20 protein-coding genes are annotated in these 26,649 nt (G+C 46.5%); 13 read left to right on the forward strand and 7 right to left on the reverse strand.

The features are described 5' to 3' along the window. The first annotated feature begins 572 nt into the window (after positions 1-572). Together ACYVD4_RS20950 and ACYVD4_RS20955 are read left to right on the forward strand one after the other, a co-directional pair. On the forward strand, positions 573-2,306 hold the full coding sequence (locus ACYVD4_RS20950; RefSeq protein ID WP_460949064.1) for an FAD/NAD(P)-binding protein: 1,734 nt from the start codon (positions 573-575) through the stop codon (positions 2,304-2,306). Positions 2,307-2,379: 73 nt separating this feature from the next. Then, positions 2,380-3,126: a DUF3891 family protein gene (locus tag ACYVD4_RS20955; protein WP_460949066.1), complete on the forward strand. Its 747-nt coding sequence runs from the start codon at positions 2,380-2,382 to the stop codon at positions 3,124-3,126. Positions 3,127-3,254: 128 nt separating this feature from the next. On the opposite strand, the gene ACYVD4_RS20960 is transcribed toward ACYVD4_RS20955, so the two are convergent. Further along, positions 3,255-3,941 carry a DUF421 domain-containing protein gene (locus tag ACYVD4_RS20960; protein WP_460949067.1) on the reverse strand — a complete coding sequence of 229 codons (687 nt, stop codon included), beginning with the start codon at positions 3,939-3,941 and terminating at the stop codon, positions 3,255-3,257. 575 nt (positions 3,942-4,516) lie between these two features. On the opposite strand from ACYVD4_RS20960, the gene ACYVD4_RS20965 reads away from it, so the two are divergent. The 3 genes from ACYVD4_RS20965 (at position 4,517) to trxA (ending at position 8,056) form a co-directional block, all read left to right on the forward strand. Next, complete coding sequence (locus ACYVD4_RS20965; RefSeq protein ID WP_460949069.1) at positions 4,517-5,455, forward strand: alpha/beta hydrolase; 939 nt, start codon at positions 4,517-4,519, stop codon at positions 5,453-5,455. A gap of 156 nt (positions 5,456-5,611) precedes the next feature. Continuing rightward, positions 5,612-7,438 (forward strand): glycoside hydrolase family 2 protein, encoded by a 1,827-nt coding sequence (locus ACYVD4_RS20970; protein WP_460949071.1) that lies wholly within the window; start codon positions 5,612-5,614, stop codon positions 7,436-7,438. A gap of 273 nt (positions 7,439-7,711) precedes the next feature. Then, positions 7,712-8,056, forward strand: a complete 345-nt coding sequence (gene trxA / locus ACYVD4_RS20975) for a thioredoxin (protein ID WP_460949073.1) — start codon at positions 7,712-7,714, stop codon at positions 8,054-8,056. A 101-nt stretch (positions 8,057-8,157) separates the two neighbouring features. Here the strand turns inward: trxA and ACYVD4_RS20980 are convergent, their stop codons facing one another. Together ACYVD4_RS20980 and ACYVD4_RS20985 are read right to left on the reverse strand one after the other, a co-directional pair. After that, positions 8,158-9,843, reverse strand: coding sequence for a pyruvate dehydrogenase complex dihydrolipoamide acetyltransferase (locus ACYVD4_RS20980; protein WP_460949075.1), 1,686 nt, complete (start codon positions 9,841-9,843; stop codon positions 8,158-8,160). Positions 9,844-9,998: 155 nt separating this feature from the next. Then, positions 9,999-11,210 (reverse strand): class I SAM-dependent rRNA methyltransferase, encoded by a 1,212-nt coding sequence (locus ACYVD4_RS20985; RefSeq protein ID WP_460949076.1) that lies wholly within the window; start codon positions 11,208-11,210, stop codon positions 9,999-10,001. Between the two features lie 171 nt (positions 11,211-11,381). On the opposite strand from ACYVD4_RS20985, the gene ACYVD4_RS20990 reads away from it, so the two are divergent. Beyond that, the gene (locus ACYVD4_RS20990; protein ID WP_460949078.1) at positions 11,382-12,263 is read left to right on the forward strand and encodes a sugar phosphate isomerase/epimerase family protein; all 882 of its coding nucleotides are present in this window, start codon (positions 11,382-11,384) and stop codon (positions 12,261-12,263) included. A 110-nt stretch (positions 12,264-12,373) separates the two neighbouring features. Here the strand turns inward: ACYVD4_RS20990 and ACYVD4_RS20995 are convergent, their stop codons facing one another. Continuing rightward, on the reverse strand, positions 12,374-13,402 hold the full coding sequence (locus tag ACYVD4_RS20995) for a zinc dependent phospholipase C family protein (RefSeq protein WP_460949080.1): 1,029 nt from the start codon (positions 13,400-13,402) through the stop codon (positions 12,374-12,376). A gap of 103 nt (positions 13,403-13,505) precedes the next feature. Here ACYVD4_RS20995 and ACYVD4_RS21000 point away from each other — a divergent pair, with 103 nt between their 5' ends. The 3 genes from ACYVD4_RS21000 (at position 13,506) to radC (ending at position 15,095) form a co-directional block, all read left to right on the forward strand. Next, a complete protein-coding gene (locus ACYVD4_RS21000) occupies positions 13,506-13,904 on the forward strand; it encodes a Dabb family protein (RefSeq protein WP_460949082.1) in 399 nt (132 codons plus the stop codon). A 104-nt stretch (positions 13,905-14,008) separates the two neighbouring features. Beyond that, the gene (gene rpsT / locus ACYVD4_RS21005; protein ID WP_460949084.1) at positions 14,009-14,269 is read left to right on the forward strand and encodes a 30S ribosomal protein S20; all 261 of its coding nucleotides are present in this window, start codon (positions 14,009-14,011) and stop codon (positions 14,267-14,269) included. A gap of 130 nt (positions 14,270-14,399) precedes the next feature. Continuing rightward, the gene (gene radC / locus ACYVD4_RS21010) at positions 14,400-15,095 is read left to right on the forward strand and encodes a RadC family protein (protein ID WP_460949086.1); all 696 of its coding nucleotides are present in this window, start codon (positions 14,400-14,402) and stop codon (positions 15,093-15,095) included. 29 nt (positions 15,096-15,124) lie between these two features. Here the strand turns inward: radC and ACYVD4_RS21015 are convergent, their stop codons facing one another. The 3 genes from ACYVD4_RS21015 to ACYVD4_RS21025 all read right to left on the reverse strand — a co-directional run bounded on the left by ACYVD4_RS21015 (position 15,125) and on the right by ACYVD4_RS21025 (position 18,135). After that, entirely contained in the window at positions 15,125-15,706 is a 582-nt protein-coding gene (locus ACYVD4_RS21015; RefSeq protein WP_460949088.1) for a pseudouridine synthase, read from the reverse strand. 65 nt (positions 15,707-15,771) lie between these two features. Next, positions 15,772-16,548, reverse strand: coding sequence for an exodeoxyribonuclease III (locus ACYVD4_RS21020; RefSeq protein WP_460949090.1), 777 nt, complete (start codon positions 16,546-16,548; stop codon positions 15,772-15,774). A 366-nt stretch (positions 16,549-16,914) separates the two neighbouring features. Continuing rightward, positions 16,915-18,135 (reverse strand): nucleoside permease, encoded by a 1,221-nt coding sequence (locus tag ACYVD4_RS21025; RefSeq protein ID WP_460949092.1) that lies wholly within the window; start codon positions 18,133-18,135, stop codon positions 16,915-16,917. Between the two features lie 189 nt (positions 18,136-18,324). On the opposite strand from ACYVD4_RS21025, the gene ACYVD4_RS21030 reads away from it, so the two are divergent. From ACYVD4_RS21030 to ACYVD4_RS21045, 4 genes are all read left to right on the forward strand, one after another. Continuing rightward, positions 18,325-19,044, forward strand: a complete 720-nt coding sequence (locus ACYVD4_RS21030; RefSeq protein WP_460949093.1) for a LolA family protein — start codon at positions 18,325-18,327, stop codon at positions 19,042-19,044. A 129-nt stretch (positions 19,045-19,173) separates the two neighbouring features. Continuing rightward, positions 19,174-21,363, forward strand: coding sequence for a M28 family peptidase (locus ACYVD4_RS21035; protein ID WP_460949095.1), 2,190 nt, complete (start codon positions 19,174-19,176; stop codon positions 21,361-21,363). Between the two features lie 267 nt (positions 21,364-21,630). Beyond that, complete coding sequence (locus ACYVD4_RS21040; RefSeq protein ID WP_460949097.1) at positions 21,631-22,017, forward strand: hypothetical protein; 387 nt, start codon at positions 21,631-21,633, stop codon at positions 22,015-22,017. 221 nt (positions 22,018-22,238) lie between these two features. Next, on the forward strand, positions 22,239-26,642 hold the full coding sequence (locus ACYVD4_RS21045; protein WP_460949099.1) for a CusA/CzcA family heavy metal efflux RND transporter: 4,404 nt from the start codon (positions 22,239-22,241) through the stop codon (positions 26,640-26,642). Positions 26,643-26,649 lie beyond the last annotated feature (7 nt).

The following is a 26,649-nucleotide window of genomic DNA, read 5'->3' on the forward strand; positions in this document are numbered from 1 at the left end:
CCACCTAGCATAACATTTTGAAACCCGTGGTGATGACTACAACTGCTTACGCTGAGGCAAGCCTTTATTTGATTTATAAACTCAAAATACGTAATAGAGTATCCTTAACGAAAATCGAAGCAACCTGAATACAAGTATTTGATGCGTTGACTGGCAATTTTGCCGAGTGGATTGTAGTTTGTTATAAGATTAATCAAGGTCAGCCTATCACATTATTCGTGTATAGATCCAACATAACTCTATCAAACGATTTATACTGAATCGGGATCAAGGAATTTGAGATAATGGAAGGGGCCATTACCTCAATGTTTATAGAATTACCATTCATTAAACTTGCTTAACTAAAGGACTGCTACATAAAGGAACTGACTTTGTAGACTGGAGGAGCACAGGAATTGTTGATCATCCCGTAAAAACAATTTGGTTCATCATGGACTTAAGCTGTAAACCATTAATTCAAATGAACACCTGCTTTTTTCTACAAGTCAATGTATTTTTAGTTACACTTGATTCAGTATCCCAAGTGACTATTTCTGGATTTACTAAATATAAAGCTCTATTCACGTATTAGTATGTTATCGCTAGTACGTCGACAGCGCATTGCCATTCTGGGTGGAGGGCCTAGCGCATTATTTATGTATAAACGCCTAATCGAATCCAAGCGGTCGGACCTGCATATTGAGATTTTTGAACGATCCAACCAACTTGGCGCCGGGATGCCTTATAGTACAGCTGGAGCTAACACCGAACATGTAACTAATGTATCCGGCAATGAGATTCCCCCATTGGTAACCGCTCTGCCAGACTGGCTAAAAACCCAACCAGCCAAGTTGCTAGAATCGTTTCAACTCGATCCTCAACAAGTTAGTCCATACCGCGTCGTACCTCGGTTATTATTTGGTCAATACCTAACGGCTCAGTTTGATATGCTGCGACAGCGGGCACTGGTTCGGGGCGTAGAAACTCGTGTTCATCTCAACTGCAACGTAACAGACATCCATGATGAACCAGCAAGCCAGACGATATGGATAGAAACGGTAGACCAACAAAAACACAGTTTTGACGTGGTAATCGTTTGTACGGGTCATCACTGGCCGATCCGACACGAAGGTACTGTCCCTCGGTATTTTGATTCGCCGTACCCGCCGACCAAATTGGCTTTGTCGCTCAATCATGCGGTTGCCATTCGGGGAGCTTCGCTGACGGCTATTGATGCCATACGTACGCTGGCGCGTCATAATGGGCAATTCGAAAGCGATTCAACGGGCCGGCTGTGGTATTCCCGATCAGAAACATCTCCTGCCTTCCAGTTAGTGCTACATTCTCGGGAAGGCCTGTTACCTGCCATTCGTTTTCACCTTGAAGAACCACTGGTCTCGCCGGACGACCAACTCAGTACGGAGTTGATCGAAGCCAACCGGCAGCAAAATCAAGGATTTCTCTCTCTTGATTTTGTCTTTGAAAAAGCATTCAAAGATGCATTCCGGAAAAAAGATCCAGCTTTTTATGCGCAGATCAAAGACCTGAATCTGGAATCTTTCGTCGACGCAATGATGGGTATGCGGGAGCGACAGGATCCATTTGTACTTTTTGCCAACGAATACCAACAGGCCGAACAGTCTATTAACCAACACCAGTCTATATACTGGAAAGAAATGCTAGCGGTACTGAGTTATGCATTGAATTACCCGGCCAAATATTTTTCAGCTGAAGATTGGCAGCGGTTGAAAAAAGTGCTGATGCCATTGATTTCTATTGTCATCGCTTTTGTGCCTCAACAGTCAGCCCGAGAGCTGTTAGCGCTGCATGAAGCCGGAGTATTAACCCTGAAAGCGGCTGGAGAAGATAGTTCTGTTACGCCCCATCCACAAGGCGGAGCAACGTATCACTACATGGAACCAGCCGATCAGACGCAATCGGTGCATTATCAAACATTCGTCGATTGTATTGGGCAACCACATCTGGCGTTTGAGGATTTTCCATTCAAGAGCTTAGTCGTTGATCAAGTGATTAGTCCAGCCCGTTTAGCCTTTCAATCAGAGGAGCGGGGCCGGGTTGCTCAGCAAGAAGGTAATGACGAAGTGGAGCAACTTGCAGACGGTACGTATTACCTGACCGTACCTGGTTTGGCCATCAATGACCACTTTCAGGTAATCGATTCGCAGGGCCAACCCAACCCTCGGCTGTATATTATGGCAGTACCTCATATCGGGGGCTACAATCCCGATTACTCAGGGCTGGATTTTGCGGAAGCCGCTTCGGATCGCATTGGTCAACGGCTACTGAAGGACAATCCGAAAGCCTGATGATTTAGCTCAAACGTGCTACGTTCTGACGATAACGTAGCAAAATAAAAGTAGACGTAGCATTCCCAACTCTATGATAGTTCGCAGTAAAGATTTTGGCTGGGAGGTTATTCATCAGCAGGCTCATGGCTTGCTGGCCCTCCAGCTTGCCCTTCACTGGGCGCCAGACAAACGGCCGGTGAACTGGGCGGAGACCCTAGTGGCGCTCACCGAACACGATGACGGACAGGATAATTGGGAAGGGCGCCATCATCTCACCCAGGTGGGTGCTCCGCTGGATTTTAACATTCAGCAGTATTCAGTGGAACAGGCACGCCGAATGGTCGAAATCGCTCTGGAGAAAAGTCGCTGGAATGCGCTGATGGTCTCGATGCATGCGTCGTTTTTATATGAACCACTACGAGAAGACCAAAAGGCCATGGCTGACTTTCTGGACCAGCAACGGCAGAATCAGCGAGATTGGTTACGTACGATGAAAGTAACGTTGGCGGAGGCACGTTATGCGTATGCCTTTCTGCAATGGTGCGATGCCTTTTCGTTACTCTTATGCCAAGACCTGGTACCGCCCGGTGGCCGTCGATTAGAAATAAGTCCCGGGCCAGATGAGATACCGTATTACGTCTCTCAAAGAGACGACCATTCGTTATGCGTGGACCCCTGGCCTTTTGAGATTAGTTCGTTTGTGATTGGTATAGAAGCCTTTCAATTAAAACAATTGACCTTCGAAAGCGACAAGGCATTATATGACGCTATTCAACAAGCGGATATCCTTCGTTATGAATGGAAATTAGCCAAAGGCAAACAACCGAAAAGCATTTAATGAATATCTACCAATTTTTATTGTAGTAGAAGCGGTTGACCATAGATTTTAGATCGTTGAATTAGGCCGATTCACTTTTGCTAAAGAATGGCCACAATACCCCATCATCTCAACTATGATCGTAAGGATTATGTCCTCCTTATTGTTTGTATAGCTTCCACCCATTCCGTCTGCTGGCAGCGCGGACAGGCATGTTGTCTGGCGGTAATTTCTTCTATCTGCCCACAAGTTGTACAGGCATACTTACCGGCCTGTTGAATTTCCTTCCGCCGTTTCTGATAGGCTTTGGGTAGTATGGGTAATCCTGACTTTACATCTTCGTTTGCGTAATAATAAAAACTTACATTGCCACTGGTTTCCAGAATGGCTAATCGCACTTGGCCTACGTGCTCAATGTTTTGCTGACGCATTTCGGCAAAAAACTCATCCTTTGCGTAGGTGTGATCAGCCTGGGTCTGAAGCACAAACTTGCCCTCTTCAATAATATATAAAGGTTCTCCTTCCAAAAGCCGCTCAAAGCGTTCCCGCCGGGCCGCTAGCCAGGTTAGCAATCGGTAAAGAAGTAAAATTGTCACAATGACCAGAAAAGCCGGCAGAATAGCATGCTCCTCATTTACCATAGGGTCGCCAACCGCTGATCCCAGCCCAATGATAATGGCTACCTCAAAAATGGATAACTGCCGAATGCCTTTCTTTCCTGTCATGCGTAGAAAGACAAGAATTAGAGTAAACATGACCAACGTTCTGGTCACAATTTCAACCGCCATAAGCCAATCCAGATCACGGATTAACAGGTTTTTTAAGTCAAATTGCATAAAGATGTTTCTGATTCTGCTCTACAACCCAACGATTAACTCATCTGTTTTGTGAATGCTCTACTATCCACAAAAACTAAATAAAGAGTAAGCGGTTGCATAAAGTTGTGCGCAACAACTGTATGACTAAAAATGGAACAACAAGGACCTTTTGTCTTTAGTGGAGGAGTTTATTCTTTCGATGAATTGTCAGCGTCACGTTTCTACTGATAAATATGTTGGCCTAAGTACCAGAATGTAAGCCAACTACTGACATCCCTCAGAAAAGCGCACCAACTTAAAGTAGGGAAAAACGGGCTATTTGTTGTACTTTAACAAACAAACGATTGCCATGAAGAAGACTAAATTTATTGAAGCGCGACGGGGCGACCCAAGCCATTGTATTTACCCTCAAACAAGCTGATACTAGATTTTTCTCGACCTGAGAAACCTACCGATAATCCTTTTCTCTACTCTTTTAATTCATAAACTGACGGCTCATTTAGCTTAACTCTCTGGCAGGCCTTTGTTAGCCATCAAATCAATTACATTTAACTAGCACTATTGGTCTCCTACAAAAGTTATCAAAAATCAGCATGAAGCTCCTCTACAACTACTTTAACACAATGAAATTTGGTTTTTATTTTTTCATACTGCTACTAACCAGCCACGTTAATGCTCAGCAGATAACCCCCTTATATACAGATCCGATTCCGAATGCTACGTCATACGAGATGAAAGAACTGGTGCAGGAAAAAGATGGTAGAATAGTTTGGTACAGAAAGGTGTCGAAACCAACACTGACCATTTTTTTACCAGCAAAAGAGAGTGCGAATGGTACCGGGGTTATTATTTTTCCGGGAGGTGGTTATTCAGGGGAAAGCTATGATGCAGAAGGGTTAAAAATTGCTGAAGCGTTTATTAAACAGGGAGTAGCGGCTTTTATCGTAAAATACCGCCTACCAAGCGATTCGATAATGGTCGATAAAAGCATTGGCCCACTTCAGGATGCTCAACGGGCCATAAAAGTAGTACGGGAGCGTGCCGCCGAATGGAGAATAAATCCCAACAAAATTGGTATCATGGGCTTTTCGGCAGGTGGGCATCTGGCAGCGACAGCCGGAACGAAATTTCAGGAACCGTTAATCGAAAATACAAACAAGACCAGTTTACGACCTGATTTTATGATTCTCATTTACCCGGTCATTTCCATGAATGAGACACTCGGTCATAAAGGGTCAAGAACGAACCTATTGGGAGCCACCCCTACCCCTGTTCAGATCGAACGGTTTTCGAATGAATTGCACGTAACGAACCAAATTCCGCCTACCTATCTTACACATGCCGGTGATGATAAAGTTGTTGATGTAGACAATAGCATCGTTTTTTATGAAGCACTACGTCATCACAACGTAGCAGCGGAATTGCATCTCTACCCCAAGGGCGACCACGGATTTGTCTTAAAACTTCCCACTGACGAATGGATGCACCCCCTTTTTAGCTGGATGAAACGTAACGACTGGCTCAAAAAATAAGCCCTGCACTACTGGCAACGTAGCACCAAATCAACCCCAAAAGAATTTTTTAAGATAGATCATCTGGCTTCTAAAAAGCCGTTTGATCGAAGATGACTATACAGACAACTTGCTTATTTCAAACGTTAGCTACCGCTAAAAGCTCCTGATAAATTGATGAAGAATTTTATTTTTATCTCAATTATCCTTTTCACTATAACTCCTGTTTTTTTCGGGCAAAACGCTCAAGCACAGGAGGCCGAGTTGCCAACTCGCTGGACAAAATCGGCCATGGCCACTCAAATACCCCTGAACGAATACCCACGCCCCCAACTTCAACGTAGCGAATGGCTCTGCCTGAACGGCACCTGGAATTATCAGGGCGGTAAATCAGTCTCATCTGCTCTCAATCCAGTAACAGCCTTGCGCTTCTCAACCAATTCAGAAAAAATACGGGTACCCTATTGCCCTGAATCTGTTCTGTCGGGAGTCAAGCGAAAGCAGGAAATCAATATGTGGTACCAACGCACATTTACCCTTCCTTCAGCCTGGAAAAATAACCAGATCATTCTTCACTTTGAGGCCGTCGATTATAATACGACTGTATTTGTCAACGGTCAAAAAGCGGGGAGTCATACCGGTGGATACGATGCTTTTTCGTTCGATATTACCTCTCTGCTAGTAAATGGAGAAAACAGTCTGGTGGTGGCTGCTTATGATTCAAATGACGGACGCACACCTTCAGGAAAAAACGGGCCTCGTGGCGATTATACCTTTACGTCCGGTATCTGGCAGACGGTATGGCTCGAACCAGTCCCTAAAACCTACATCAAAAACATACGCATACTGCCTGATCTGGCCGGTAAACGGCTGAAAATTGAGGTAAATTCCAATTCTCCAGCTAAGGTATTCACCCTCGTTCTTGATGGCAAAAGAGAAATTACCCGCTCAGAAGGAAACACCGGAACAGCTTTCTACATTCCAATTGCTAATCCCCAAACCTGGACCCCGGATTCGCCCTTCCTGTATGATCTAAAAATCTCGCTCAAATCTGCTAATGGAACAACTTCGGATGAAGTGATGAGCTATTTCGGGATGCGCGACGTAGCACTTGGCAAAGTAAATGGCATTGTCCGTCCCTTGCTGAATGGTCGTTTTGTGATGCAACTTGGCTTGCTTGATCAGGGATACTGGCCCGACGGCATTTTAACAGCTCCCACAGAGGATGCCTTAAAATCGGATATTGAATTTACGAAAAAAGCCGGGTATAACCTGATTCGCAAGCACATGAAAACCGAACCTCAGCGGTTTTATTATTGGGCAGACAAGATGGGGCTGCTGGTCTGGCAGGATATGCCCGCCATCTGGTACCCCGATGAAGATACGTTAAACTCTCGGTCTGCTTTCCGCAAAGAGTTCAAAGCGATTATTGATGATCATTATAACTCACCATCGGTGATTTGCTGGGTTCCATTTAATGAAAACTGGGGCGCTTTCGACGTCAAGAATATTACCGACTGGGTCAAACAATACGATCCTTCACGTCTGGTCAATGGCAACTCCGGATTTAATAATAATCCACCTTATCAAAAAGCGTATGGTGATCCTAAAAACGGCGATTTTGTGGATACCCACATCTATGTTGGGCCCTATAAAGCATCAGTACCCGATAGCCAGCGAGCTGCTTCACTAGGCGAATTTGGCGGGGTTGGCCTGTTTGTACGCGGTCATATGTGGCCGGTTGAAAACAATGCATACGCATACGAACCAACCAAAACAGCCCTGACAGATCGTTATATTTTTCTACTTGATCAGGTAGAACAGTTGATACGTTATCGGGGACTTAGTGTAGCCATTTACACGCAAACCACGGATGTTGAGCATGAAGTGAATGGCTTGCTCACCTACGACCGCGAGGTTGAAAAAATGGATGTAGATCGGATTCGTGAAGTAAATCAGGCAGTCATTAAGGCGGGTAATACATTTTCTATCAAAAGAGAATAGAAGCCAGGGATATGCCATGACTGATGCTTTTTGAGTTCTGAATGTGAGGTATAGTCATTTTGAATTTCTACAGGGTGAAAGCTATCTTGTTATCTCACAACTAGCGTTTTTATCCGATTTTCAATAATGAACTTCCCTATTTTATCAGGTTACGGCGAATAGGCAAAGTCTCAATATCCAGAAAAGTCGGGTTACCAAATAATCGGAACTAAACGCCATGAAAAGGGTTTATGTAGCAGAAACAAGTTAAACATACATAAACTCATTTCAGTCATGGCAGCAGGATCTCTTGCCGTAGAAGCGACCGACGCGAACTTCAACGAACTCATAAATTCTGACAAACCTGTTTTAGTAGATTTCTGGGCCGAATGGTGTGGTCCTTGCCGGATGGTTGGTCCAATTGTGGAGCAGCTTGCTGGCGAATATGATGGTAAAGCCGTTGTCGCTAAGATGGACGTTGATCAACATTCGCAGACGCCTGCCAAATTCGGTATCCGCAGCATTCCAACACTGATGATTTTCAAAAATGGTCAGTTAGTCGATAAAGTAATTGGAGCAGTTCCCAAAAACGTACTGGAGCAAAAGCTACAAGGTGCAATGGAGCCTGCTAAAGTTTAACCGTTCAGGTTTTTACAAAAAGAGCCGTCCCGAATTTCGGGACGGCTCTTTTTGTAGGATTTTGTACTTTTTCTCGTTGAGAAAAAGTACAAAATTAAACGTTATACCAGCATCCGCATCGGATCTTCGAGGAGTTGCTTCACCGTTTGCAAGAAAGCGGCTCCTGTTGCGCCATCCACTACGCGGTGGTCGCAGGAGAGCGTTACTTTCATTACGTTAGTTGGTTTCGCCACGTCTCCCTCAAACTTCACGGTTTGTTTGATAGCGCCAACGGCCAGAATACAGGAATCAGGTGGGTTGATGATCGCCGTAAACTCGTCAATGCCAAACATACCCAGGTTAGAGATCGAGAACGTACTGCCTTCCCAATCTTTCGGCTGGAGTTTCTTGTCTTTCGCTTTACCAGCCAGATCTTTTACTTCGCCAGAGATGGTCGACAGTGTTTTCTGGTCGGCGTTACGTACTACGGGAACCAATAGACCTTCGTCAACGGCCACAGCTACGCCAATATTTACGTATTTATATTTCCTAATTTTATCACCCAGCCACGATGAGTTTACGTTCGGATGTTGTTTCAACGCCAGAGCAGCGGCCTTGATAACGAAATCATTGAACGATACTTTTACTGGGCTAAGGCCGTTGACAGTTCCGCGCAGATCCATTGCTTTATCCATGTTAATTTCCATGGTCAGGTAGAAATGCGGAGCCGTAAACAGGCTTTCGCTCAACCGACGGGCAATGGTTTTCCGCATCTGGCTCACCGGAATGTCTTCGTATTCGCCCGATGGGGTTGGAGCTGCCGGTGCCGACGTAGCGGCTGGCGCCTGAGAAGGTGGAGCAGCGGGTTGAGACGTAGCAGGTTTTGCAGCAGGAGCCGAACCCGGAACAAACGATTCAACATCGCTTTTCACGATACGTCCTTCAGGGCCGCTTCCTTTTACCTGTCCTAGATCAATACCTTTTTCAGCAGCAATTGCTTTCGCTAATGGCGACGCTTTCACACGACCGTTCGAATCGGCTCCGTTATCGTTAGAAGGCGCAGCCGTAGGCTGAGAAGTTGACGCATCCGACGTAGCAGGAGCACTTTCTGCAGCGGGAGCAGGTGCAGCACTACCTCCTTCAAGAAGCACTTTGAAGTTTGCGCCTTTTTCGCCGACAACAGCAATTACATCATCAACCGCTACAGACGAACCTTCCTTGGCGCCGATATAAAGCAATGTACCCTCTTCATAGGCTTCGAGGTCCATAGTAGCTTTGTCGGTTTCAACTTCAGCCAGTACGTCGCCCGATTTCACCGTGTCGCCTTCTTTTTTGTGCCAGGCTACAATGGTACCTTCGGTCATGGTATCACTCATTTTCGGCATCCGAATTACCGATGCGTTCACATTTTCAGCAGGAGCCGCCGAAACCGCTTTTTCTTCGGGTAATTTAGTTGCAACTTCACCACTTGCGCTGTTGGCGGGGGCCGGAGCGGGTTCTGGTTTTGGGGCAGGAGCAGCTTCCTGACTTCCACCGCTCGAACCATTTAGCAAAGCTTTATAATCTTCACCTTCAGCACCAATAATAGCCAGTACGCCGTCAACAGGTACCGATGCTCCTTTTTCTACACCGATATAGAGCAACGTACCTTCTTCGTACGACTCCAGATCCATGGTGGCTTTGTCGGTTTCAACTTCGGCCAGCACATCGCCAGATTTCACTTTATCGCCCACTTTTTTATGCCACTCCGCAATGACGCCTTCGGTCATGGTGTCGCTCATCTTGGGCATTCGAATCAATTCAGCCATAATTTAGCTATATGTAATCGGGTTATACAAAAGGATCGGTCCGGCGCTCCGGTTGAGACCCAAAATTAGCGAAAATAGTGATGAGTGATGAACGATAAGAGATGAGTGAAAAATAAAACTACTATTCATCACTCATCTCTTATCGTTTATCTCTACTATTCAACCCAAAGCACCAGTCCTTTCAAATATCCTCCTTCTGGATGGAATAGATTCACTGGGTGGTCGGCAGGCTGGCTCAGGTGATGCAGTACGCGTACCTGTCGGCCTGCTTCAATGGCAGCCGCTACAACCGTATTATAAAACAGTTCGCGGTCTACAACCTGAGAACACGAAAACGTGAATAAAATTCCCCCCTTAGCCACCCGGCGAAATCCTTCGGCGTTCAGACGCTTATAGCCCTGCACTGCCCGATGACGGGCTGACATACTTTTGGCATACGCTGGCGGGTCGAGCACCACTACGTCATACTCATGGTCGTGCGCTTTTAAATAGTGCATCACATCTTCAGCAAACGCTTCGTGCGGAACGGCTTCTTCCCCAAAATTGGCAACAATATTCTGATTGGTCAGGTCGATAGCTTTCTGCGATACGTCGACCGAATGTACCAGATCGGCACCAGCTTTGAGCGCGTATACCGAAAAACCACCTGAATAACAGAAGGCATTCAATACCCGCTTGCTACGTGCATACTGCGCCAGCAACGCCCGGTTATCGCGTTGATCGAGAAAAAAGCCGGTTTTCTGGCCCGTAATCCAGTTCACCAGAAACGTGTTACCATTTTCCTGAACCGGATGCGGCACGGGAGTACGACCATACAGATACCCATTTGTAACCGTAGCACCATATTCGTCAGGCAACGTATCGGCACTTTTGTCATAAACGGCTTCTAACTCATCGCCATAAACGGCTTTCAACGCATCCGTAATAATCATTCGTTCGCGGTGCATACCAATAGAATGAGCCTGTAACACAGCCACACCATTATATACGTCGATGATCAGGCCAGTACAATTATCGCCTTCGCCGTGCACAAGCCGGTAACAGTTGGTTAGGCCATTGGCCGGATTACTGCCTACTGTGGATCGACGAATGCTACGTATGTGGGTCAGTTTTTCAGTCCAGTATGGCAAATCGGGCGTAACGGGCCCATCTGAGGTAGCAGCAAACGAAAAAAGCCGAACCACAATATTTCCATCGTGATAATGACCAGTAGCCAGATACCGCTGTTTGTTGTCGAATACTTCTACTACGTCGCCATCGGCCAGGTTACCTTCGTAACGGCTGATAGCCCGCGAAAATATCCAGGGGTGAAACCGTCGAACAGCCTCATCACGCCCGGCTTGCAGATAGATTTTAGAAAACGTCATTCGTATTCAGAAAAGATCGCAAAGATAGACAGGATGCCGACAATTGAAGGCGATACGTTCAGGATAACGTAGAAATCATTACCGTTCGCATTGTCCGATTTATTCTCTATTTTTCCGCTGCAGATAAAATCAATAACCGTTTTCGTTTTATCTGCGTAAACTTTTCAACCTATGCAACGACGTAGTTTTTTGAAACAATCTGGCTTAGTAGCAGCCGGAGCCCTAACCCTTGGCCAGTCAGTATCGACAGCCGCTAACTTCCTGACTAATAACGTAGCACCTATCAATCCGTTTGGTGTTCAGCTTTATAGCGTTCGCGACGTAATACCAAAAGATCCCAAAGGTATTATGACCCAACTGGCACAAATGGGCTATAAACAGTTTGAAAGCTATGGTGGCCCGCAGGGTTTTTTGTGGGGCATGGAACCGAAAGAAATAAAATCTTTTCTCGACGGATTGGGCGTAGAGATGGTAAGTACGCACTTTAATTTTCGCGGTGAATTGAGCAAACCCGGCGCGCTCCAAAAGAGCATCGAGATGGCTAAAGGTGCTGGACTGAGTTATCTGTTGTGCCCTTACATTGGTCCACAAAAAACATGGGATGACTGGAAAAAAATTGCCGACGAACTGAATACGTTTGGCGAAGAAGCCCGGAAAAGCGATCTAAAATTTGGCTATCATAACCACGATTATTCATTCCGCCCGCTGGATGGAAAACTTCCGCAGGAATATCTGCTCGACAACACCGACCCCAAGAACGTAATGTTTGAGTTAGATTTATGCTGGATCGACGTAGCAGGTGTTAATACAGCGGAGCACCTTCAGAAATACGGCAAACGGTATGAACTTTGCCACATAAAAGATTACAAGAAAGAAAACGGCAAGCCGGTGCAGAACGACCTCGGCAAAGGCAGCGTCGATTTCACAAAAACGCTACGTGTGGCTAAAGACAGCGGTATCAAATATTTTCTGGTTGAACAGGAAGAATACCCGCAATCGCCCATGGTCAGTATGAAAAACGATGCAGAATACATGAAGAAATTAAGTATCTAAATCTCCGAACCGGGATTTTTTTCAGGATTATAAAGATTGTTAGGATTGGTTTAGATTGTTAGAAATAGCGAAAAAACAAAATCTCGAAAATCTTTATAATCCTGAAACAATCATGGTTCTGACTCTTCCCGTGCTGAAAACAAACGTTTCAGCCAAGTTTTTTTCTCTTCTATTTCTTCTTTTCGCTCGCTTTCAGTAAACTGATACATTGCCAGCGTGCGTAAATCTGGCTGTCCAGCATCTATCCAACAGGTATACCAAAAATCGCCGACCATTTTTACTGAAGCCCGCATCTGGCGTTCGACCTGCCCTTTTAACTGTTCGTGATATTGCCGTGAAAAATCGGTCGAATACATTTTCGACGTTATACCGTTACGTTCTTCAAAGCCAAACTTACGGGCCTCTCCTACATCGGCTGTCAGTTGTTGCTCAATACGTAGCACAGAATCTAAAGCCGCGTTTGCCCTGAATACAGCACGCCAGGCCGCTTTCTGTGGCAACTCTACGTATTCGGCTGGCCCAACCAGAAAATCATACGAAGTACTGAACAATTCGGGCAAACGCGACTCCCAAAATCCGTGAATTCCCTGCTGGTTCGTTAATTGACCGTTGTAGTTACGAGTGGTATGGAGTGGTACGTTGGCATCGGCAATATAATGGCCTAAATCAGCAGACAGACGCAGAATTCTTCGCACGTTTCGCTGTTTAAACGCTTCAGTGAGCTGATATTTTGTGAGTTGAATCTGCCACGGCACAATGCCATGTAATGCCAACGTATCAGCTCCGTAACGTTCTACTGCATCTTTATAATAGCGCGGCAACGTAGCCGTCGATGTATCAGGATACACATCCAGATCAATAAAATGACGGGGTGCTTCGCCAACCACTGCATACCGGCGTTTATCTGGGTTGACGGCATTATCGGTGAGATAAACAATATATTTTTTAAAAAATGGCATCATATCAGTCGGCAACGTAAACACGGCCAAGCGGTTTATTTGCTGATGCCCATAGAAGCCCCATACCGGCCGAAATCTCTGGCTCTCGGGCAATTCTCCAGACGGAACAGGCCTACCATTTACTAAACTTCCAAAAAAAATATTACTCGAAACCAACAACCAAATAAAACAGTTGTACATTTGACAAAACGTGGTACTTTAAAGAGAAAATAATTAACTATTCATTTAAACGACCATGTTATTCAGAATAATATTTCGAAAAATAGAGAAACCTCGAATAATCATGAATGCTAAATCAAAGGGATATACCTTAGTCATTGTGTTACTTTCTGCTTTCGCTTTAATAATCTATGGTGCATACTCACCTGCGCGAAAAGCCCAGAAACAGCAAATTGTGTGCATAAAATTCAAAAAAGGTGTCGAAAGCAAAGCCATTGAACAGCATATGGCCAGTTTTGCAGCCCTAAAGCACGAAATTCCACAGGTGATTGGTTATGCATCTGGCGAGACAATTTTGCCAAATCAGGCCGTTTCAGACTATGACGTAGTGCATTACATTACGTTTCAGTCAATCGATGACATAAAAACTTTTGAAAAAAGCGAACCTTACAAAGAATTCGTTCAGCAAAACAAGGACATCTGGGAAACAACCCTAACTGTCAATGCTGACATCCGGCAGTAAACCACAGATAAGTAAAAGAAATTCGGCTTGGGATATTGACTATTCCAGCCGAATTTTTTATTTTTGCGCCCTCATATCGATACAACGATCTCATTTATATACCAATGGCAAATCACAAGTCATCAAAAAAAGCAATCCGGTCAAGCGCAAAGAAGCGGCTTCAGAACCGTTATCAGCACGTTACAACCCGGAACATGGTGAAAAAACTTCGTGCTACTACCGATCACGCAATGGCTGTTGAGCTGTTCAAAACGGTTGCTTCTGCACTTGACAAACTCGCAAAACGCAACATCATCCATAAAAACAAAGCTTCCAATAACAAATCGAAATTGGCTCGCTTTGTAAACGGTTTAGCTACGGCTTAATTTTTAGGCATTTTGGCCCTATCTTTTCAATAGAGTCAAATTCTGCTTCCATCAAAACCTTACCTTTTTGTGGGTAAGGTTTTTTTGTGCATTTTGTCGCCAGGAATTCACCTATCGATTACTTGCACTTATGACGTATCAAACTTCTGGTACCATTCAGAGCTGGGCCGAAGAGGATCGCCCCCGCGAAAAACTTATGCTTAAAGGCAAAGCGGCTTTGTCGGAAGCAGAGTTGATTGCAATCCTAATAAATTCCGGAACGGTTGACCTGACAGCCGTTGACGTAGCAAAGATTATTCTGAAAAGCGTTAACAATAATCTGAATGAGCTAGCCAGACTAAGTATCAAAGACCTCTCGAAATTTCGGGGCATTGGCGAAGCAAAAGCGATCAGTATTGTGGCCGCACTTGAACTCGGACGCCGACGTAAAGAACAGGATCGGCCGGTACGTGCCCGTATTACGTGTTCACGCGATGCGTATAACGAGATGGTTCCACATCTGATCGATAAACCGCACGAAGAATTCTGGATTTTGCTCATGAATCGGGCTAACGAAGTGCTACGTCCCGTCCAAATCAGTACAGGTGGAATTTCAGGGACTGTGGCCGACCCAAGGCTCATTTTCAAACAAGCGATTGAGCATCTGGCTTCGTCGATGATTCTATTTCATAATCATCCATCGGGCAATTTATTACCTTCTCAGGCAGACAAAGACCTTACCAAAAAGCTCAAAGACGCCGGGCGTTTGCTCGATATTCCGGTTCTCGACCACCTGATTTTCACCGACAAAGCATATTATAGCTTTGCCGATGAGGGAATTTTATAAGTCTCGGCGAAATCTACGTAGTGCTACGTTTAGCTTAACCTCAACCCACGTAACACCTCCGCTTTACTCAACTCACGTATCTGTCCGGATATCATATTCTCGGCAGTCAGATTTTCAATGGACCACCGTACCAGACGTAGCGTCGGGAAACCAACGGCCGCCGTCATTTTACGCACCTGCCGATTTTTACCTTCGTGTAATGAAATAGACAACCAGGATGTAGGAACAGACGCCCGATAACGTATCGGTGGATTCCGTTCTGGTAATATTGGCTCATCAATTACCTTCGCCAGAGCCGGTAACGAATGATACGGTTTCCCATCAACCGAAATCGTTACCCCGTCCGACAACTGTCGACAGGCTTCTTCGGTCAGTGCGCCATCTACTTGTACGTAGTACGTTCGACTATGCCGAAATTTTGGATTTAGCAACCTGTGGTTCAACTGTTTATCACTGCTGAGCAATAGCAAACCTTCGCTATCGGCATCGAGCCGCCCAACTGGATAAACATCCTTCGGGAAATCATAGTCCAGATCGGCCAGTGTCGGTTTATCGCCCTCCCGGCTAAACTGCGACAGCATCAGGTAGGGTTTGTAGATGAGGAAATACATAGTTAACGAGCGAAAAAGTGAATGAGTGAAAGGGCGAAAAGCTGACGCAAACAATAATCGCTCTTTCACTCATTCACTCCTTCGCTCATTGACAGCCACACCGGGCAATGGTCGGCATGAACGGCATCGGGAAGCATCTGACAATCAATAATCTGATCGCGCATTGTATCGCTCACCGAAGCGTAATCAATACGCCAGCCTTTGTTATTCGCACGAGCACCCGCCCGATAACTCCACCAACTGTAGCCGACTGATTCAGGATTTTTATAGCGAAAGGCATCCGTTATTCCTGAACCAAACCATTGGTCCATCCAGGCTCGTTCTTCGGGCAGAAAACCCGTTGTGTTTTTGTTACGTACCGGATCGTGAATATCAATAGCAGTATGTGCAATGTTATAATCGCCAATAATAATCACATTCGGGCGCGTTTTTCGTAGATTCAGTACGTATTCATGAAAATCACGCAGGAATTCCATCTTCACGCCTTGCCGCAGATCGCCACTCGTTCCCGACGGGAAGTAGCAGTTCAGTAACGTAATGTCACCAAAATCGGTACGTAGTATGCGCCCTTCGCAGTCGTAAACCGGCAAGCCGCAGCCAAGTACTACGTTTGTCGGCGCAATTTTCGAGAACGTAGCCACGCCCGAATACCCTTTCTTTTCGGCAGCGTGCCAGTGGTATTGATAGCCCAATTGCTCAAACGGCGTAAGGTCTACTACGTCGGCGGTAGCTTTCACTTCCTGAAAGCAAAGAATGTCGAACGAATGTTGCGACAACCAGTCAATCAGGCCGTTACGCATGGCCGCCCGGATACCATTCAGGTTATAGGAGATAAGTTGCACTCGATTACTATTTAGTTAATTTTTAAAATAATACAGTTCTTCCTGACTGATTGGTTCACACCGTTTTTATTCCTCTGCCAGCATGAAAATGAATTTTGCGTTTCGTCGGATTTGGCCATAGGCATTATCAATCTTCAAGGCGCTTACCGTTATAATTGGCCTCCTCAGCGATTATACACTCAAATTTCTGAACATTGAAACCTGGGAGAAATTTTCGACACAAGCAAAGACGCTTAAAACCGTACTGTTCGACAACGCGACCAAGGAGAAAAATCGGCGATCAGTTTTCCGCAAAAAACAACCCGTCGACATCCCAGCATAAAGCCTGATGCAGACGGGCCACTACGTAGCAGATTACTGCGTTATTTACATCGTACCGGTTACGAGTTCGTCTTCTTTTGCCAGCGTTGTTTTTTTATCCGTAAACAGCAGCAAAAACAGGATCAGAACTACGGCGGCAATACCAGCCGGAACCAGCCATACACTCAACCAGTCTTTGCTCCCATCGGGACGCGTATACATATCGAGCACGATACCCGAAATTTTGGAGCCGATACCCATTCCAATACCATACGTAGCGAGAGAAATCAGCCCCTGTGCCGACGATTTAATTTTTTCTCCGGCCTTGTTGTCAGTATAAATCTGGCCCGTTACAAAGAAGAAATCGTAGCATACGCCGTGTAGTACAATAGCAATGTAGAGCATCCACTCGGTTGATGCGTCGCCATAACCGAAGCAAACAAAGCGAATAATCCAGGCAATCAACCCAACGATCAGCATTTTCTTTACGCCAAGCCGGGTATACGCCAGCGGAATAAGGAGCATAAATATCACTTCCGAAGCCTGCCCCAGCGACATTTTATTTTCTACATTTTGCATACCGCCGTCGGTCAACGATGGGTTTGCCATAGCGTAGTAGAAAGACAGGGGGATACAGATCAATACAGATGACAGAAAGAAAATCGCAAACGAGCGGTCCTTAAATAGTTTGAATGCATCGAGGCCAAGAATCTGTGAAAACGATGTCGACGTAGTGGCTTTGGGAGGTGTATCGGGCAGGAAGAACGAAAAAACGCCCAGCGCAGCCGCCGAATACATTGACAGTTGGAAAATCGTTACCTTATCTCCGAAGCCATAAAAACCTACAATGTTCGTAACGATAATCCAGGCCACCGTTCCCAGCACCCGAATACCCGGAAATTCTTTTTCGGGACTTGTCATTTGCTGCATGGCAATCGACGAACCCAGAGCCAGCGTGGGGGCAAACGTAATACAATAGGCCAGAATCAGGTAAAAAAAGTTATCAGCTTCGGTGTTTTGAGTAATAAAATAGAGAATAACAGCGCCCAACAAATTCAGAATACCAAGCACTTTCTGGGCAGCAAAATAACGATCGGCAATCATGCCCACAAAGAAAGGCGCAATAATCATGGCCAGCGAAAAAGCAGCATACGCATTACCCACCTGATCGCCAGTGGCTTTTAATTCGGTTAAGAGATATTTACTCATCTGACCGTACCACGCTCCCCAAACAAAAAACTGGAGAAACATCATAACGGAAAGTTTGACACGAGTCGTTGATAACATCGGAAATTAATACGTTTAAGGTTTTAACCAATGAAGGTAGAAAACACTCGTCAGCCCTGCAAGCTGATTGCGTTTGAATGTTTCTAATGCAGCAAAAACGGACTTCACTCCTATTCATTTACCCTGAACGTATCACAGTTTTGCATCTTGGAATAAGTATATTTGGACTAACTTCCGATGAAAATATTCATGAAAAAACAACTCATTACTCTCGTTACGTTTGTCGCTATACCGCTTCTTTCCTTCGCTCAGACAGCCAATGAAATTATTGATAAAAATATTGCGGCCCTCGGTGGTGCTGACAAGCTTGCGGCCATCAAATCATTTAAGTTCGACCAGAAGCTTAGCATCATGGGCATGGATATGACGGGAAAAACAACCGTTGTTGTCGACAAGTCGATACGTAACGATGTTTCGGCAATGGGTCAGCAAATGACTACCGTTGTAGATGGCGATAAGGGCTGGAGTATTAACCCTATGTCGGGAGGCACAACTCCTCAACCGCTCCCAGAAGATCAGCTAAAAATGCAGAAGGGTAATATGCACCTTTTCGGCACCGATCTGGCTGTGGCTAAGGCAAAAAAATACCCGATTGAACTGGTTGGCAAAGAAAAAATAGACAACAAAGATGCTTTTAACCTGAAAGTAACCCGGCCTGAGGGTGAAGCAAATTACTACGTCGATGCTACTACGTATCAGTTAGCGGGTATGAAAGCGAAGGTTAGTGTGCAAGGACAATCGGGAGAAATAAAGATTAAATATAGCAATTACCAAACCTTGGAAGGACTTACACTTCCAACCTCGCTTGATTTAGAAAACCCCAGTATGCCTGGCTCGCTCACCCTCACGGTATCAAATGTTGCGCTAAATCCGACTGTAGACCCTGCTATTTTCGCGATGCCGAAGTAATAAATTTCATTTTTCCTTTATAAAAGAGACGTATAATGCGTCTCTTTTTTTATTGTAGTCAATTCAGTATGTGTTTAGTAGCATTACAAAATCTAATTCCGATATTTGACCAATTACAACCTGAACTATATGAGAAAGGCGTTACAATCCAAATTTAGTTTCTCTATTGCTATTTTGAGCGTGGCTGCTGTAGGGACATATGCGCAGAACCTGTCCGGTTTTATACCAAATCGACAAGCGGCTCAAATCAAGCTCGAATCGGAGTTTAAAACCAAGCAATCGTCGGCTGCGTTTAAAAATCATCTCGAAAAGCTCAGCAGCGTACCGCACATTACGGGGTCAAAAGAAAATGAACAGGTACGCGATTACATTGCCGAAACCATGCGTCGGGCTGGCTGGCAGGTCGATATTTATCCGCACGACGTACTGCTTCCCAAAGGCCCCGGCGACATTGCTGTTGAACTGGTCGAACCAATACGTCAGCCACTAAATATCAGAGAGTTTTTATTCAAGGAAGATAAATACAGCAGCGACCCACGACTAACTCCCGGTTATAATGCCTGGTCTGGTTCGGGCGACGTAACGGCTGAAGTTGTGTATGCAAATTACGGTCGCAAAGAAGATTTTGAGCAACTGAAAGCATTAGGCATTTCGGTAAAGGATAAAATTGTGCTGACACGCTACGGAGGTAATTTTCGGGGCTATAAAGCACAATGGGCGCAGGCTGCCGGAGCCATCGGCGTTATCATTTTCACCGACCCGGCCGACAGTGGTTACATGCGCGGGCTTACCTTTCCCGAAGGGCCATACTACAGCGAAAGTGTAATTCAGCGGGGTTCGTTAATCACAACGCCTTACACCGGCGATCCGTTAACACCCGGTGAAGCGGCTCTGCCAATGGACGCTAAAAACACACCAAAACGGTTGGATTTAAAGGACGTAGTACTTCACAAGATTCCCGTAACACCCCTCCCCTACGGTTCTGCTACGGAAATCCTGAAACGCATGACTGGTGCTCAGGCTGTTCCGGCTGGTTGGCAAGGCGGTTTGCCGTATACGTATCGGCTCGAAGGTGGCAAAGAACTGAAGGTTCGCCTGATGGTGAAGCAGGAAAAAGCGATTCAGCGTATTTACCAGGTTGTTGGTACGTTAACAGGAGCCGAATTTCCAGATGAATGGATTATTGCCGGTTGCCATTACGATGCCTGGTCTTACGGAGCTACTGATCCAAACTCAGGCACGGCTATGTTGCTGAGTATGACCGAATCATTGGGCAAATTAGCCAAAGCAGGGCAACGTCCCCGCCGAACAATTAAGGTGTGCCACTGGGATGCCGAAGAACCGGGTGTGATTGGTTCGGCTGAGTGGAGCGAGCAATTCCGCGACGAATTAAGTCAGAAGGCAGTGGCGTATATGAATTACGATGCCGCCGTATCGGGCCGTAAATTCGGTGCCAGTGCATCTCCCTCGATGAAAAAACTCATCATCGAAGCCACGCAGTCGGTTCAATATCCCGATTCGAACAAAACGGTTTATCAGCACTGGATGGGGCAAAAAGCGGCAGGAAATCCAACCCGCGTAACGGGTTCATCAGCTCCGGCAGTTTTGGCTGGCGAACCAACCATTGGCAACCTCGGCGGTGGTTCCGACCACATTGCTCCCTATATGCACATTGGCATTCCGTCACTAAGCGCTGGCATGGAAGGACCAACGCTTTATCACTCTCAATACGACGATTTATATTTCTACGATAAGTTCGCTGATCCGACCTACAAAATGGGGCCAACGATGGAACAGGTGGTAGGAACGATGACGCTACGTCTCGCCAACGCCGATCTGGTTCCTTACGACGTAGCACGTTACCCCGCCGATCTGGCCATTCACCTGAAAGCTGCCGAAAAAGCAATTCAGGCGTATGCGCCAACGTATTCAATTGCTACGTTGCTCACAGCTGTTGACGCCCTGAAAAAGAATGCCGACGCCTGTGAAACAGCTCGCCAAACGTATCTTCAGACCGGACGTACTGACAAATTGATTGAGTTAAATAAAGAACTACGTTTGCTCGAGCGGTCATTTATCGACCCTAAAGGCAACGCATTCGGCGGCTGGTATAAATCGCTCTATGCTTCTTCGGACCCGAACAGCGGTTACGCATCATGGATGTTGCCGGGGCTACTCTATGAAGCTTCACTTAAATCAACGGCCAACTTACCCGATCTGGAAGCTCGCTATAAAAAGGCGATTCAAACATTGAGCGACAAATTATTAGCACTCTCACAGGGTATGGGTTCACCAGCCTCAGTTGGTGGAGGGAAATAGCTAAAGATAGTCTTTGAGTCTGCCAATCCGGTGTACATATTTTTTAGTATGTACACCGGATTAATTATTTATGCCCCTTTTATTCGAACCCAATTTGCCTGATACCAATCAGGCTCCTAATTATCCTGCAAAACAAAAACCAGAATAAGGGTTCGGGCTTTCTTCAGGTACAACTGATGAATGGTCTATTTCTAAATTAAACTATGTAGTTGCTCATAGTAAACTTTCTGACAATCTTTACGTTAAGGACGTATATTGATAGTTGTGATGAAATCGATACTGGCTTTATGGTTGGCAATGTTCATGCTCGGAAGCAGTTTGCTTCCAGGGTTTGGCGTTGATCAGTCATATAAAGTGGTCGATTTGCTCAAACATTACAAAGAGCACCAACAAACTGAGCCAGAGTTGGGCTTTCTCGATTTTATTGTGATGCACTACGGAGTTAATTCGGAGCACCACAAACACCCTAATCATAGTCATCACAATTTACCGACAGTAGGCCACGCGGTTCCAACTTTTACCTCATTTGCGACACAGTTTTTTACGCTGGCGGCTTCGGTCATTCTTCTATTGAGACGAAAAGCGCGTTTCAACTACGCCAATCTTTATTCCTTTGTCAGCGTTACGTCGCTGATCAATCCACCCCGAGCGTAGTAAAAAGTTGCCTGTTGGCCGTATTGTGCCCTTTTCTGCGGTAACATACTTAGTATCAATCTATTCAGATTTCTTACCTCATTTAGCTTTCAGGAGCATACTGCTGTCGGTTTGTTGCGGCTAATGGTTCGGCACACGTCGTACTACGTAGTGGTATAGACCGATTCAGTAACGCTCGATTTGCAGACGAGGCCCTGATAAAATTCTTCCTTCGCGCTTTCATGTTGAACGCAATTATTTATTTCTCCATCCGGAATAAAGTGGTGATCGGTTTGCTTACGCTGGCCTTGATTGGCTGGGGAGCCTGGTCTGCCACGCAACTTCCTATCGATGCTGTTCCTGATATCACCAACAATCAGGTTCAGGTTATTACCAGTAGTCCGTCGCTGGCGGCCGAAGATATTGAACGGCTGGTTACGTTTCCGATTGAAGTCAGTTTGTCGAACATTCCGGGGCTGACCGAGATTCGCTCTTTTTCCCGATTTGGCCTGTCTATTGTTACGGTCGTTTTTACCGATGCCACCGATGTGTACTGGGCCAGACAACAAATCAGCGAACGGTTACAGAACGTAACGGGGCAAATTCCACCCGGTGTTGGCACCCCCACAATGGCTCCGGTAACCACCGGACTGGGTGAGATATTTCAGTATACAGTAGTGCCAAAAAAAGGGTTTGAAAGCCGCTATTCGCTAACAGAACTCCGAACGATTCAGGATTGGACTATTCGCCGGGCTCTGCTCGGTACGCCCGGCGTGGCCGATGTAAGTGGCTTCGGAGGGAAACTGAAACAATACGAAATCGCTGTAGATCCTGATCGGCTCCAGAGTGTTGGGGTTTCTATGTCCGAGATTTTTACGGCTCTTCAGCAAAATAATCAGAACACGGGCGGGGCTTACATCGATAAGCAACCCAATGCTTTTTTTATCCGGTCGGATGGCCTGATTCATTCGCCCGATGATATTGCTGACATTGTTATCCGGTTGAACGCGAGAGGATTACCCGTTCGGGTGCGCGACGTAGCGCAGATACGTATTGGCGAAGCGGTTCGCTACGGTGCGGTGACACGTAACGGACAGGACGAAACCGTTGGCGCTGTTGTGATGATGATTAAAGGCGAAAACTCATCGGCGGTAATTAAACGGGTGAAAGAGAAAATCGCCCAAATCCAGCAAACCCTTCCCCCCGGCATACAGATCATTCCGTTTCTGGACCGGACCAAGATGGTCAACAGCGCCATCGGCACTGTTGAGCGTAACCTGCTCGAAGGCGCAACTATTGTCATTGTGGTACTGGTCCTGTTGCTGGGCAACTTTCGGGCGGGTTTTGTGGTGGCGTCCGTTATTCCGCTTGCGTTGCTGTTTGCCATTGCCATGATGAATTTGTTTGGCGTATCGGGAAACCTGATGAGTCTGGGCGCTATTGACTTCGGGCTGATTGTGGATGGGGCCGTTATTATTGTTGAAGCCACGCTGCACCACATCACGCTACGTAACCTGAACCGAACACTGACGCAGGATGAAATGGATGAAGAAGTGTTTCTGTCGGCAGGGCGTATTCGGTCATCGGCGGCATTTGGCGAGATCATCATTCTGATCGTATACCTGCCGATTCTGGCTTTATCGGGTATCGAAGGTAAGATGTTTCGGCCAATGGCGCTGACGGTGGCCTTTGCCATTCTGGGCGCTTTTATTCTCTCACTCACCTACGTTCCGATGGTTTCGGCGTTGCTGCTCAACAAAAAAATCGAACACAAAGAAACCTTGTCAGACCGGTTCATGAAGCGAATCCAGCGGGTTTATGAGCCCGTGTTGCTACGTTCGCTTCAACATCGATTGCTGATCCTGAGCAGCGCGGTGGCCTTGCTGATTCTAGCGGGTTTTCTGTTTAGCCGCATGGGCGGAGAGTTTATTCCTCAACTAGACGAAGGTGATTTTGCCGTTGATACCCGAACCTTAACCGGGAGTTCGCTTTCTGAAACGGTAGATGCTACGTTGAAAGCCGAACGGATTCTGTTGAAGCAATTTCCTGAAGTAGAGCAGGTTGTCGCTAAAATCGGTTCCGGCGAAATTCCTACCGACCCGATGCCGATTGAAGCGGCTGACCAGATGGTGATTCTTAAACCCAAAGATCAGTGGACTTCGGCGAAAACGCGCGACGAACTGGCGGGAAAAATGGCCGAAGCGTTATCGGTAATACCGGGTGTTACGTTCGGTTTTCAGCAACCCGTACAGATGCGGTTTAACGAACTCATGACCGGGGCTCGTCAGGACGTAGCACTCAAAATATACGGCGATGATTTAGGGAAACTGACCAAACTGGCGGGTGAAGTCGGAAATATTATACACACCATTACCGGGGCCAAGGATCTGTACGTTGAGCAGGTTGGGGGACTGTCGCAAATTCTGATCAAACTCGACCGGGCACAGATTGCCAAATATGGCCTGAACGTAACGGATGTGAACCGGGTCATCAATACGGCCTTTGCCGGACAATCGGCGGGGCTGGTTTTTGAAGGTGAAAAACGCTTTGATTTAGTAGTACGTCTGGCCGCCGACAAACGACAAAGTATAGACGATATCCGTAATGTGTACGTATCGGTACCGGCCAGCGGCAACACAATGGAGCAGCAAATTCCACTGGGGCAGATTGCACAGGTGTCGATGGAGTTGGCCCCAAACCAGATTCAGCGCGATAATACGCACCGACGTATTACGCTAGGTTTCAACGTGCGGGGGCGCGATGTGGAAAGTATCGTGACCGAGTTACAGCAAAAAGTAAGTCAGAAGATCAAGTTCCCGCCGGGCTATTCGATTACGTATGGGGGGCAATTTCAAAACCTGCTCGATGCGAAAAAACGCCTGGCTATTGCCGTACCCGTTGCGTTGGCTCTCATTTTTTCGCTGCTCTTTTTCACGTTCGGTTCGGTGCGCCAGAGTCTGTTAATTTTTATGGCTATTCCAATGGCGGCTATTGGGGGCGTTTTTGCCTTGCTGCTACGTGGTATGCCGTTTAGTATATCGGCGGGCGTCGGGTTCATCGCTCTGTTTGGCGTAGCGGTGCTCAATGGCATTGTACTGATTGCTGAATTCAACCGACTTCGCCACGAAGAAGGGCTTACCGACCTGACCGAAATTATTCGACAGGGTGCCGAAGTGCGTTTGCGTCCGGTCATTATGACGGCGCTGGTGGCTTCGTTTGGGTTTATTCCGATGGCGATTTCCAACTCGGCGGGGGCCGAAGTACAGAAGCCGCTGGCTACCGTAGTGATCGGCGGCCTGTTTACCGCTACGTTGCTGACACTGATTGTATTACCCATTCTATACTCGCTTTCTGAACGAAAAGCTATTGCCAGAGAAGCGCAGGCGGCAAGTCGGTCGGGAACGAAATCGGTCATGTCGACAGGTGTGATTGTGCTATTGCTTTCGCTGGCAACAAACGGTTGGGCACAGATTCCGGGTCTTACACTAGAGCAAGCGGTGCAACAGGCAACGAATCGAAACGGACAGTTGCAACTTTCCGGTTTGATCGTAAATCGTCAACAGGCGCTACGTTCTACGGCTTTCGAAATCGACCGATTGTCGGTAGTGGCCATGCTCGGTCAGTATAACAGTCGCCACTTCGATAACAACCTGACACTCAATCAAACCATTCCGAATCCGGCACTGATGCGTCGGCAGGCTACGTTAAACGACCGAACGGTGGCGGTGCAGCAGACGGGCGTGGCGGTAACCCGTAACACAATTCACTATCAGGTCAAATCGGCCTATTATGAACTAAATTACCTCTACCAGAAAACGCAGGTTTTACAACAACAGGATACGTTGCTCCGTGAATTTGTGAAAGCAGCCACCCTTCGCGTTCGAACAGGTGAAAGTGGTAGTCTTGAAAAAGCAACTGCCGAGAGCCAGCTAGCCGACCACCGCGTTCGGTTGGCCCAACACGAAGCCAGTCTGGCCGCAACTCGTAGTCAATTACAAACACTTTTATACAGCAACCAGCCAATTGCGGTGTCAACGCAGGCACTACCCCGCTTGCAGTTGAGCGCGCTGCCCGACAGCACGATGCTAGTCAGTAATCCACTCGTAAAACAACGCGAGCAGCAAATTTCAGTGGCAGAAGAAAGTCGTCGGGTGGAACAGGCACGCCTGAAACCCGACTTTATTGTTGGTATGTTTAGTCAGACACTGACTGGCAATCAGCTCATTGGCGGGCAGGAGCTTTACTTCGGTCCGGGTTATCGGTTCTATGGCGGACAGGTTGGCGTTTCGTTTCCGTTGCTGAGTCAAGCGCAGAAAGCGCGCGTAAATGCGGCCCGAATAGGCGAACAAATGGCGCAGACAGACCTTCAGAATCAACGCTTTGAGCTTGATCAGCAACTCCGGCAAGCCGTTCAGCAATACAATAAGTATCGGGAAGCGCTTACGTATTACGAACAAAATGGGCTTCAGCAGGCAACGCTTATTCAGCAAAATGCCCGACGTGCGTTTAACGCGGGCGATATTGGCTACGTAGAGTTTTCGCTGGCACTGCAACAGGCGTTTACCATCCGGTCGAACTTTCTCGACTTACTGAACCAATACAATCAATCGGTCTTGTACATCAATTATTTACTAGGCAATGCCTAAGCTCATC

It is taken from the genome of Spirosoma daeguense, from assembly GCF_054776875.1.